Genomic DNA, 11,596 nt, shown 5'->3' with positions numbered 1-11,596 from the left:
ATTATGCTTATTTTTATTCTACCGTCACGCTTTTCGCAAGATTGCGCGGCATATCGACATCGTTGCCCAGACGAACCGAGACCTCGAGCGCCAGCAGACGGGTCACGACCATCATCGCATAGAACTCCAGCATATTGTGCTCTCTCGGCTGCAGGACGATTTGCTCATCAGCCTTGTCACAGACGTAGCAACTAACGCTGCAGATCGTCGCATCGCGTGCCCAGTTCCTTGAAGAGCAGCTTTTCCGACAATCCCACACACATAAATAACTCACTCTCTCTTGAAACTCATCTGTTTTAATCCGTAAATTGAGTCAGGATCATATAACATTTATATTACATAAAAAATCAAATTTAAATATTTTTAGTTATTTTATATTTTCAGGTCTTTAAGAGAGGCACGAATAGCAGATCGGTATCGTCTTTTCTTAATGAAAGACGCTGTTTTGATCTCTGTAAAGATCCATGAAGTGTCTTCTTCGGCCTGCAGGACAATGACTGTTTAACGAAAAACAATAAAAATTAAGAGTCGCCATTGTACACTTTTTTTGCTTGCAACGGCATGAAAAGCTTCAAAAATCAGGAGGATGTTTTTAAAATCTGCTGTGAGTGTGTGACAACAGGAAGAGGTAATTGCAAATCGTAAAGCAAATGGGAAGAAACGGTCGCAGCCCGGGTACAGAAATTTGGTGTGACGGCGCTAAGCCGTCTCCAATACCTCCGGGGACCGAATTAAGTTTAATACCTTATGACGACCGCCGCGCCGACGGCGATCTGGTAGATGATCTGTGTGATGTCTTTAATGGCCTGGAGGTACTTCGTGTCGACCTTGCCCAGCACCAGGATGGAGTCGCCGGGTTCGACCGAAGCGTCGCCGGCAAACCAGGCGCCCGCATCGTAGGGGGTCACCGAACCGTTCTTGTGGATGATCAGGACCTGCCTTCTGTCGGCTCTGAAACTGTAGCCGCCGCAGGCGTCGATGTAGTCCTTGAAGTGCAGCGATTCGACAAAGGTCTGTGCACCGGGCAGCTGCACCTCACCCTGCACAAGGACCATATGGCTCTTCTTCGGTATGAAGATGGTGTCCTCGTTTTCCAGAACGACCCGGGAGAGGTTCGTGTCCCTGTTAATGACCACCTGCCCTTTGGGCTCCACCTTCCTGGCCCGCTCGATGAAGTTCAGCACCAGCGCGGCCTCCTGTTTTCTAATGACGGCCTCTTCGCCCGTCATGGAACCCGTTGTAAGGGTCTTTGCCTCCAGGTCGTCCAGAGAGGCGCTGATCAGCTCCTTCTGCTGCGTGGCGACACTTTTCCTGAAGAGCTGAAAGGAGCTGCTGTCGGAGAGCGGCGACATGCGGATGCGGCTGTAGAGCTCTTTGAGCGTCGTCCCTTTCGGCACCACCAGACGGTGGGTGTCGGCATGTTCCCCCTCGATGTTGATCGTAAGGCTCTGCGCCTGGTGGTCGGGGATGAACTCGACGCTCTCGCCGGCATAGAGCTTGAGCTCCTCGTTCTCCGATATCTTGTAGATCTGCGCGCTCTGCTCGTTGTCCTGGTTCCAGCGGGTGACGATGACATTGGTCGATGTCGGGTTCGGCAGCACCACCTTCTTGACCATGCCGAGGGTCGTGTAGGGCGACTTCAGTTCGTAGCGGTAGGGGCGCTTGACATCGCCCGTGATCTCGAGGTAGTTGCGGACACTGTCGACGACGATGACGTCGCCCATCTGGAACTGGAAGAGCTCGAGGTCGCCGCTGAGCATGAACTTGTAGAGGTCAAGCGCTTTGACCTCCCTGTTTTCGCGCAATATCAGGATGTTGCGGTAACTTCCGGTCTCGGCGTTGATCCCTTTCGCCTTGTCGATGAACTGCAGGACCGAGTCCGATGAAAGCCCCTCGTAGAGCCCGGGCTTGTTGACGGCCCCCGTCACGAAGACGCTGACCGCCTGGTAGGAGACAAGGTCGGCATAGACATAGACATTGCTGCGGAACTCCTTTTTTATCGCATTCTGCAGCTTCCGGCTGAGCTCGTCGTTGCGCGTGCCCATCACCCGCAGCGTCCCGACCTTGGGGATGAAGATGTTACCCTGCGAATCGACGGTGAGGGCAGCCTCGATCTCGATGGCACCCCAGATCTTGACATTGATCGTATCGCCGATGTTGATGCGGTAGTTGGGGTTGTAACGAAACTGCGTGTTCGAGGCGAAACTGCCGTTGAAGAGGTTGTGACCGAAGACCTTTGCGGAGGTCTCGATCCTGGATGCATCCACCTCTTCGGAGACTGCAGTGGCGCTTGAGAGCTCTATCGCTGCCAGAGCGCAGACATGGAGAAGAAACAGTGAAACAACGCGTAAAAACATTTGACTACCTTTTTTCAATCTTTATGGTCACGGACGATGGTCAACACGAGCGAGACGATGCCGTACCCAAGCAGCAGCACCAGAAACAGCGTGATGCTCTCGCGCAGTTTTTCCGGCCTGGCGTAGTCGTCGGGCAGGTTGGGCTGCGTCAGCACGGTCAGGGTCTTCGCCTCCTTGACCGTCTCGACTTTGGCAACCTCGTACTGCGCCAGGTTCTGCTTGTAGACCTCCGTGTCGAAATCGACCTGGCGGATCAGCTTCTCATACGCGACCATCGTGGCGTTGAGCTTCCCCTCCCCCTTGCCAGAGAGAGAGCTTCTGAGCTGCCTGAGCGCTTTTTTGATCTCGCGTATCTCTGCGTCAAGCTGTACGACCTCGATGTTCTCCCTGTTCATATAGCTCAGCAGCTGGTTGTAGCGGGCCTTTTTCTCGACCAGGCTCGCTTCAAGGTTGGCGATGATGGCGTTGGTGCTCTGCGCCTCGACTGCAGGGTCAAGCAGCCGGTTCTCGTTCTGGAACAGCTCCAGCTCGCGGATGGAGGCCTCCAGCTTCTCCCTGCTCTTCTCAAGCTCCCCCTCGATGAAGGTCAGCTGCTTCTGCGCACGCAGCTGGTTGTAGTGGTTGAGCTGCGTTTCCGCCCTGGCGACCAGGAAGGCAACGATCTTCTGCGCCTTTTCGGCCGATGTGTGCAGAAAGCCGATGGTCAGAATGCCCGAGATCTCGTCGTAGTTTATCTGCAGCCGCTTGTTGTAAAGCTCCAGAAGGTCCTCCCGGCGCGACGAGGTGTAGAGGCGCTCGAAGGGGTCGAGCGCCTCGGAGTGGTAGTGTTCGCTGAGGCTGAACGCCCTGTCCAGCACATCGAGCACGTCATAGGAGCCGAGATACTGCTCGAGGACGAAGGCGTCCTGCATTTGCGTCGAGGTGCCGACCCCCAGCAGGCTCAGCCCCATCGACTCCTGGGGATTCTTGTTGATGTCCTTGACGATCACACTGGCATTCGAGAGATAGAGCTCGCTCTTGATGAAAAGAATATAGACCATCGATGCAACAAAGGCAAAAACGAAGAGAAGCCGAAGCAGCGCAGCGCCGTAGCTGCCGCTGAGGCGGTAGTAGAGCAGGTAGTTCTCCTCTTTCAGGACGCGGATCTCCTTCTCGAGGCGCTCGCGCATGCCCCTGTAGCCGAAACGTCTGAAACGGGCGTAGGACTTCTTGACGGTGCGGAACTTCTCGTTGCCCAGCGGCCCGTCCGCTCTTGAAAGAATGTAGAGTTGTTTAATCATGGTGTGATTCTACCAAATTTAGTGATTCATAGAGGTTAATCGCGTCATCGATCTTGTCAAAATAGCGAATCGTGCCGTTGTCGACGACGATGCCGACGTCGCAGAGCTCCCGGAGTGTCGGCATAGCGTGGCTGACCAGCAAAATATGGCAGTTCTCTATCTTCGCCCGCAGCGCCGCCTTGGATTTGGCCTGGAAGTTTTTGTCGCCGACAGAGAGGGTCTCGTCGATGATCAGGTAGTCGAAATCAAAAGCGAGGCTCAGACCGAAGCTGAGCCTCGACTTCATGCCGCTCGAGTAGGTCTTGATCGGCATGTCGAAATAGTCGCCGAGTTCGCTGAACGCCGCCACCTCCTCCATGATCTGCTTTATCTGCGCCTCGCTTTTGCCGTAGATGCGGCAGACGAACTTGATGTTTTGGCGCCCCGTCATGCTCCCCTGGAAGCCGCCGCCGAGCCCCATCGGCCAGGAGAAGCTCTGCTCCGAGGTGATCACCCCTTCGTTGGGGAAGTCGATGCCGCCGAGCATCCGCAGCAGGGTCGATTTGCCGGCACCGTTTCGCCCCAGTATGCCGATGTTCACGCCCGAGGGGATCGTCATCGTCACGTCGTTGAGGATGTACTTTTTGCCCTGCTCCGTCTTGTAGTACTTGCTGACATGGTAGAGTCTGATCATGAGGCGATGATCCTTTTCTCCGAGTGCCTGTAGAGCCAGAGGCCGAGGAAGAGCGGCAGCAGCGTCCAGGCGGTCATATAAGAGTAGTCGACGAAATCGGTGTTGAGCGTCGAAAAATAGAAGCCGTGTATCATCTCGATGAAATGGACCACCGGGTTGTAGAAGAGCACCTCCCGGGCGACCGGCGGCAGGCTCGCCATCGTGTAGAAGAGCGCCGAAAGAAAGAAGAGCGGCGTAAAAAGGAGGTTGACAACGCGGCCGAAGTTGGGGAAGTAGACGATGACCACGGCAAAAAACAGCCCCAGCGAGAGGCCGAAAAGTCCGATCCAGGCAAAGGCGAAAAGCACCATGTTGATGTTCTCCACCGCCATGTCAAAACCGAGATAGGCGCCGAGACCGACCAGCACTGCCGTCGCCGCCACGAGCACCACCAGCTCCACCAGCACCCTTGCGATAACCGTGTCGATGGGTTTGACCTGCTTGTAGACGAAGAGCGCGCTGTTGGCATCGAAGGCGTCCATCGACTTTTTCACGATATCTCTGAAGAAGTTGTAGGCGAGAAAACTCGTCGCCAGGAAGACCGGAAAATCGATCTGCGGCATCGCACTGTCGGAAATCAGTGTCTTGATGACGGAAAACACGATGATCTGGCTCAGAGCATCGACCAGCGCCCAGATGTAGCCGAATTTCTTTGTTCCGAACCGTGTCTGGATCTCCCTCAGAAAGAGTGCCCGGATGACCGAGGCGAAGATGCTGAAGGAGGTGCGTTTTTCCGTCTTCATCAAAGTGCTAGAGAGAGGCCTGAAGTTCTTGCAGCTCTTTTTTGACCTCTTCGACATGGACGATCTCGTAAGCCACGCCCTCTTTTTTACGTTTCTGGCGGACTTTGACATTTTCCCAGCCGGCTGCGATCTCCCCTTTCGGGTTGATGATATAGGTCGTACGGACGATCCCCATATACTCTTTGCCGTAGTTCTTTTTCAGCTGCCAGACACCGTAATCCTGCATCATTGTCGTCGCTTCGTCACTCAGCAGCGTGAGGCCGAGGTTCTGCTTGGCGATGAAGTTCTGGTGCTTCTTCGGCGAGTCGGCGCTGACACCCAGGATAATGGCATTCAAGCCGTCAAAATCCGGCATCTGTGCCGTAAAGTCGCACGCTTCGGTCGTACAGCCCGGGGTATTGTCTTTCGGGTAAAAGTAAAGAACGATCCACTTGCCTTTGAGATCGCGCAGGCAGATCTCCACCTCATCCTGGTTCGGCAGACAGAATTCCGGTGCTTTGGTTCCAGTTTCCAACATTGTTTCTCCTTTGTTTATGTCGTTATAAGCCATAGATTTCCCGCATTATAGCAAGGTGCTTATGATGTTTCAATGCTTAGGCAAGATGCGTCAGGATCGAATATTCGTCGAAGACCCTGCCGGGGAACCTGTTGCTGAAAAGATCGGCGGCCACCCCGTTGCCCAGTTTCACCTCTTCTCTGTTCGTGTTCAGGATCGGCGTCGTGCCCAAGCCGCAACTGGGCGACTTGGATTTGAGCACGATGATATCGGCATCGGGATGGGCTTCTATCATCTTCTCTGTCTGAAGCTTCAAGGCGGTGGTCACTTCGATACGGCTGTTATCAGTGATCACCCTATATTCGCCGTTGACATTAATGACCGAGATACGTTCGCGGGGTGTCCCCATTACCGGATCTTCCGGGCAGAACGGGATGATCTCGTACGCTTTGAGTGCTTCGATCACGTTGTTGTCTTTTTTGGTGGTTCCATCATAACGCACTGTCTCGCCCAACAGACATGCCGAGACGATCGCTTTCTTCTTTCGCAAAGACAATCCTATCTATCTTACTTTATCCGATGAAAATGTGCATTCAGCACATTTCTCATTCGGCATATCATCATAACGCACTGTCTCGCCCAACAGACATGCCGAGACGATCGCTTTCTTCTTTCGCAAAGACAATCCTATCTATCTTACTTTATCCGATGAAAATGTGCATTCAGCACATTTCTCATTCGGCATATCATCATAACGCACTGCCTCGCCCAACAGACATGCCGAGACGATCGCTTTCTTTTTTGCCATCAGCAGATAACGACCGACTTGATCTCGGTCATCTCTTCGATCGCGAAATGCGGTCCTTCGCGTCCGACGCCGCTGAGTTTCACACCGCCGTAGGGCTGGATGTCGAAACGCAGGGTCGGCATGTCGTTGATGATGATGCCGCCCGCGTCCAGCTCATCGACAGCGCGCTGCGTCAATGCAAGGTCGTTGGTAAAGACCGAGAACTGCAGGCCGTACGGCGAGTTGTTCATTCTCGGCGCGGCATCGTCAAAACCGTCCACTTTGACAAGAGAGACAATCGGTGCGAAGACCTCCTCGCAGACGATCGCCATATCGTCCGTCACGTCGGCCATCACGGTCGGGTAGAACATCGTCCCTTCACACTTGACCTCTGTCACCGGACGTGCCCCCTCATCAATAGCGGACTGCACCCAGGAGAGGGCTCTCTCTGCCGACTCCTCATTGATGAGCGGCCCCATGAAAGTATCGTCGTCATACGGCGATCCGACAACCAGTTTTTTTGTCTCATCCGCCATCTTTTGCGCAAATTCATCATAGACTACCGCATCGACATAGATACGCTGCAGGGAGATGCAGACCTGTCCGGAGTTGACAAAGGCACCCAGGGCGCAGCGGTTCGCCGCAAGATCAAGGTCGGCGCTCTTGTCGATATAGGTCGCTGCATTGCCGCCGAGCTCCAGGCTCACTTTTTTGATGCCGGCCGATTTGGTGATGATGTTGCCGACCGGCACCGAACCGGTAAAACTGATCACGCGGGGGATATCGGAGCCGACCAGCGTCGAACCCACTTCGGCATCGCCGTAGACCACGCTCAGCGCATCTTTGACCGCATACTCGCTCTCAATGAACATCTTGGCAAATTTATAGGCAGTGAGCGGCGCTTCCGGCGTCGGCTTCAACACCACGGCATTACCGGCGACCAGCGCCGGTGCAAGTTTATGGGCAACCAGGTTGAGCGGAAAGTTGAACGGGGTGATCGCCGCGACGACACCGACCGGTTCACGTCTGAAAAAGGCCATCGTCTTCTTCCCGCTCGGCATCGCATCGGTGTTGATGGTCTCACCATGCATCGTCCGCATCGTCTCGGCCGAAAGCGTGACCGTCTCGATACAGCGGTCGACTTCGACCCGTGCGAAGGCAATCGGTTTGCCCACTTCATCGGTAATGGTCCGCGCCAGATCTTCCCTGTTCGCACGCAGTTTATCGGCAACATCAAGCAGCCATGCACAGCGCTGTGCCAGTGTCGACGCTTTTGCCGAGACCGTTGCATTTTTAGCGATCTCGAGCGCTTTTTTTGTCTCTTCGACACCGCAGACCGGTGCGGTAGAGACCACTTTGTTGTCATAGGGGCTCAGCCGTTCGCTGAACCGTGTTGTCTCTGCCTCACTGGAACCGAAAAATATCTTTGCTTTCATTTATAATCCCTCAGAAATATTCATATTATTCTAGCATCTTTTCCGGAGGGTTTACCTTCGGCAAGGTGAAGGGTAAATGGTGAAGGGTGAAGGGAAAGAGCGAGAGGTTTGCCTTTGGCAACAGGATGCGGGAAACATTGATTTAGAACCGACAGCTACCGCTTTTTAACCCGGCTCTGCTTCTTTGTGTAGGACTTTCGACTCTCAAGACGATTCAGATATCTTGGATGGTTATGCCCTGTGTGCGTTAGGGCATTAATTCCGGCAGTAGTGACGGAATGCCACCGGCAGAGAGATGAAAGTCTTGGCAGTGACTTTTGGCCGGAGGGTATAGCCCTTTTCTTTTTTTGGTTACTTTTTTCTTTTGGGCGAGCAAAAGAAAAAAAGTGACACTGCTACTATCAAAATACATTCTTGACAGATTCGGAATGGCATAGACGGGGAATTGGGGATGGGGATTTGTACTATACACTTTCTCCCGCACCTTAGGCATCCCTTCTTTTCCGATTTTTTAACATCTCTCTTACCAAGCAGACCTTAGAATTCCATACTTAAAAAAAGGGATATCATGAATCTGACTATTACACCTTCTCGTCTGGGCGACAAACCGCCTGTCACAAAAGCTTATCCGGAATTTTATCAGCAGGTCGGCGAAGCACGTTTCAGAAAGCTGATATCAGACCACTACGACCTGATCAAAGAGAGTTCCATCAAACATCTTTTCCCTGTTGATGATCCGCATGCCTTCGAACTGGCAAAAAAACATGCAGCTGATTTTTTCATCCAGATCTGCGGCGGGCCGATGTATTTTCAAGCCTCGCGCGGGGCACCGATGATGGGCAACCGTCACGCCCCTTTTGCCATCACGGCTGAAGCAAGGGTTGTCTGGCTGGAGCTTTACGCGAAACTGCTCGAAGAGCTGGCAGACGAAGGCGTTTCCGAAGCCAACATCGAGTCATTCTGGCGCTACCTCGAAGTCTTCTCCAAACATATGGTCAACACGCCGTCGAACACCTTTTCCTTTTAAAACAGTCGGTGCTTCGCACATCATAAAGGCGCGTCGGCTAAAAAACAGAAAGCAGTTTCTGTTTTTATTTACGCCTTTGGCGGTTCCGACCCTAAAAAAGCCAAAACAAGGATACCGCTCGCGCAACGATGTTTCTTTAGGGCAGTTGGCTTGAATGTCTCTGCCACAGGTACTGGTTGATTATCTATATATAACTTTATCCACCGAAGAGTGCCGTTCAGGCACTTTTCAGTGGCATATCATCTGCTCTGGTTCCGACCCTAAAAAAGCCAAGCAGTTGGCTTTTTCTTGACGGGTCTCATATTAACAAGAAGCTAATGACTTTTTGGATAAAATCACCTCCATTAAATAACGATTTAAATTAAAGGGCACCTCTATAAGCCCAAGTCCGCCTCAGCGATAGAGAGAAGTTCACAATCAAGGCGATTCTTTGAAGCCCTAGCCGTAGCTAAGGCCAAAAGGATCAACGCGGAGTGTGGATTTCTCTCTATCGCCCTGCGGGAGGGATAAAGAGAGCGATAACGCGTAGAACTTTTCATCGTCGTAGCTTTGGCTACAACTCAAAAAAGATTTTACACGTTCTCATCTCTCTTTCTTCCCTCTGAGGTTGGCTGGGGTTTATAGAGGTGCCCTAAAGTAGGAATGCACTCATGGATGCAGCAAAATATATCTGGATGAACGGCAAATTTATCCCTTGGGAAGAGGCGACGACGCATGTTCTGTCACACACTATCCACTACGGAAACGGTGTTATCGAAGGGACTAAAGCCTATAAAACGAAAAAAGGCTACGCAATATTTCGTCTGAAAGAGCACACAAAACGTCTTTTGGAATCAGCGAAGATGACACTTATCGATGTGCCGTACACTGCCGAAGAGCTTAACGAGGCACAGATCGAACTGGTACGTAAAAACGAGTTTATCGGAGACAATGTCTATATCCGTCCTTTTGCCTTTCTAGGGTACGGTGTTATGGGTGTCTATCACAAAAATGCTCCGGTCGAGACCGTACTTGCCGCCTGGGAGTGGGGAGCCTATCTAGGCGAAGAGGGACTCAAACGCGGTATCCGTCTTAAGATATCATCGTTCAGCCGCCCTGCAAATACCTCCAACATGGGTAAAGCCAAGGCAACCGCCAACTATCTCAACTCACAGTTGGCAAAACATGAGGCGATCGAATGCGGTTATGATGAGGGACTTCTCCTTGATGATCAGGGCTATGTAGCCGAAGCGACGGGTGCGGCATTTTTTATGATCCGTGACGGCAAAGTGATTACGCCGCCAAGCGATAATGCGCTTGAGTCGATCACGCAAAGAACGGTCATCGAGCTGGCAGAAGATATGGGTATCGAAGTGCTTCGCCGCCGCATCACCCGTGAAGAGCTCTACATTGCCGACGAAGCATTTTTGACCGGTACGGCCGCAGAAGTGACGCCGGTCCGCGAGATTGACGGTCGTATGATCGGCAAAGGCGAGCGCGGTCCGATCACGGAAAAGATCCAGAGCACCTATTTTGATATGGTCTTCGGACGTAATCCTAAATACGAACACTATTTGACTTACGTCTAGTCAAACAAAAACAACAGAAGCGGGAGCAATAATGGCATCAGATATGAACGATTATTTCAACAAGAAAAAAAGCAGCGGCGGCGGAAGCTCCAACAATAGCGGGTTTAATGTTCCTAAACCGCCGAAAATGGATTTTAATTTCGGCGGCGGTAAAGCCGGGATCATCTATTTCATCGGCGGTATCCTGCTACTACTGATCCTGGCAAAACCTTTTGTGATTATCACGGAGGGTGAGCGCGGTATTTTGGCGACCAACGGTAAGTATGAGGCCCAGGCCCTGTTGCCGGGTCTGCACTTCATTCTTCCTGTGATCCAGAAAGTCTATATCGTTGACACAAAAGTACGTATCATCAACTATGCCAGCCGTATAGAGCGTACCGCTGCAGTGGGTGAAGGGATCGAGGTCAAACCGGCGATCACCGTTCTTGACAAACGCGGTCTGCCTGTTTCCATCGAGCTGACGGTTCAATACCGCCTTAATGCCGAATACGCGGCGCAGACCATCTCCAACTGGGGATTCAGCTGGGAAGAGAAGATCATCAACCCTGTTGTGCGTGACGTCGTGCGCAACATCATCGGTAACTATGAAGCCGAAGCCCTTCCGACCAAACGCAATGCCATCGCCACGGCGATTGAGCAGGGGATGAGAGAAAGCATTCAGGGGCTTCAAAACACACCGGCTGAGCTTCAGTCGGTCCAGCTTCGCGAGATCGTCCTGCCGCAAAAGGTCAAAGACCAGATCGAACGCGTCCAGCTTGCCAAACAGCAGGTCCAACAGGCCGAACAAGAGGTAGCACGTGCGAAACAAGAGGCACTTAAACGTGCTGCTGAAGCGCAGGGTCGTGCCGATGCCGTGAAGATCGAAGCGTCAGGTAAAGCGCAGGCGATTACCATCGAAGCCGATGCGAAAGCCAAAGCCAACCAGTTGATCGCAAAATCGTTGACAACACAGCTTCTTCAGCTTGAACAGATCCAGGTCCAGGGCAAGTTCAATGAAGCACTGCGCGAAAACAAAGATACGAAGATCTTCCTGACACCTGGCGGTTCAACACCGAATATCTGGGTCGATACGAAAGACGCGCGTAAACAGTCAGCCATCCAATAAGTCAAAGGAAGGCATTCCTTTAACTGCACAAACCGAGTGTTCTCTCTCGCAGAGAACCCTTTATCCTCTATTAATCCATGATCAA

The 11,596-nt window shown here is 52.4% G+C and carries 10 protein-coding genes and 1 pseudogene; 3 read left to right on the top strand and 8 right to left on the bottom strand.

Annotation, left to right across the window (positions count from 1 at the left end; all coding sequences use genetic code 11):
• Nucleotides 1-13: 13 nt before the first annotated feature.
• From WCY20_RS01910 to WCY20_RS01875, 8 genes and pseudogenes are all read right to left on the bottom strand, one after another.
• Nucleotides 14-220 (bottom strand): annotated as a pseudogene (locus tag WCY20_RS01910) (glutamine--fructose-6-phosphate transaminase (isomerizing)); the annotation flags it as partial.
• 517 nt (nt 221-737) lie between these two features.
• Nucleotides 738-2,357, bottom strand: a complete 1,620-nt coding sequence (locus WCY20_RS01905; protein ID WP_345976581.1) for a polysaccharide biosynthesis/export family protein — start codon at nt 2,355-2,357, stop codon at nt 738-740.
• Between the two features lie 14 nt (nt 2,358-2,371).
• Entirely contained in the window at nt 2,372-3,637 is a 1,266-nt protein-coding gene (locus WCY20_RS01900; protein ID WP_345976580.1) for a hypothetical protein, read from the bottom strand.
• Nucleotides 3,630-4,310, bottom strand: a complete 681-nt coding sequence (locus WCY20_RS01895) for an ABC transporter ATP-binding protein (protein ID WP_345976579.1) — start codon at nt 4,308-4,310, stop codon at nt 3,630-3,632. The genes WCY20_RS01900 and WCY20_RS01895 overlap by 8 nt, the downstream gene beginning before the upstream one ends.
• Nucleotides 4,307-5,092 carry an ABC transporter permease gene (locus tag WCY20_RS01890; protein ID WP_345976578.1) on the bottom strand — a complete coding sequence of 262 codons (786 nt, stop codon included), beginning with the start codon at nt 5,090-5,092 and terminating at the stop codon, nt 4,307-4,309. Before WCY20_RS01890 ends, WCY20_RS01895 begins: the two co-directional genes overlap by 4 nt.
• Before the next feature lie 7 nt (nt 5,093-5,099).
• On the bottom strand, nt 5,100-5,609 hold the full coding sequence (locus tag WCY20_RS01885; RefSeq protein WP_345976577.1) for a peroxiredoxin: 510 nt from the start codon (nt 5,607-5,609) through the stop codon (nt 5,100-5,102).
• Nucleotides 5,610-5,685: 76 nt separating this feature from the next.
• Nucleotides 5,686-6,138: a DUF523 domain-containing protein gene (locus WCY20_RS01880; protein WP_345976576.1), complete on the bottom strand. Its 453-nt coding sequence runs from the start codon at nt 6,136-6,138 to the stop codon at nt 5,686-5,688.
• A gap of 257 nt (nt 6,139-6,395) precedes the next feature.
• Complete coding sequence (locus WCY20_RS01875) at nt 6,396-7,811, bottom strand: aldehyde dehydrogenase family protein (RefSeq protein ID WP_345976575.1); 1,416 nt, start codon at nt 7,809-7,811, stop codon at nt 6,396-6,398.
• A gap of 568 nt (nt 7,812-8,379) precedes the next feature.
• Between WCY20_RS01875 and WCY20_RS01870 the strand changes: the two genes are divergently transcribed.
• The 3 genes from WCY20_RS01870 (at nt 8,380) to WCY20_RS01860 (ending at nt 11,511) form a co-directional block, all read left to right on the top strand.
• The gene (locus WCY20_RS01870) at nt 8,380-8,838 is read left to right on the top strand and encodes a globin (RefSeq protein WP_345976574.1); all 459 of its coding nucleotides are present in this window, start codon (nt 8,380-8,382) and stop codon (nt 8,836-8,838) included.
• A gap of 650 nt (nt 8,839-9,488) precedes the next feature.
• Nucleotides 9,489-10,406, top strand: a complete 918-nt coding sequence (locus WCY20_RS01865; RefSeq protein WP_345976573.1) for a branched-chain amino acid transaminase — start codon at nt 9,489-9,491, stop codon at nt 10,404-10,406.
• A gap of 31 nt (nt 10,407-10,437) precedes the next feature.
• On the top strand, nt 10,438-11,511 hold the full coding sequence (locus WCY20_RS01860; protein WP_345976572.1) for a prohibitin family protein: 1,074 nt from the start codon (nt 10,438-10,440) through the stop codon (nt 11,509-11,511).
• Nucleotides 11,512-11,596 lie beyond the last annotated feature (85 nt).

This window comes from Sulfurimonas sp. HSL3-7 (assembly GCF_039645985.1).
GTDB classification, from domain to species: Bacteria; Campylobacterota; Campylobacteria; order Campylobacterales; family Sulfurimonadaceae; genus Sulfonitrofixus; species Sulfonitrofixus jiaomeiensis.
The sequence above is the reverse complement of the archived record's forward strand: the minus strand, read 5'-3'. Positions and strand labels throughout refer to the sequence as shown.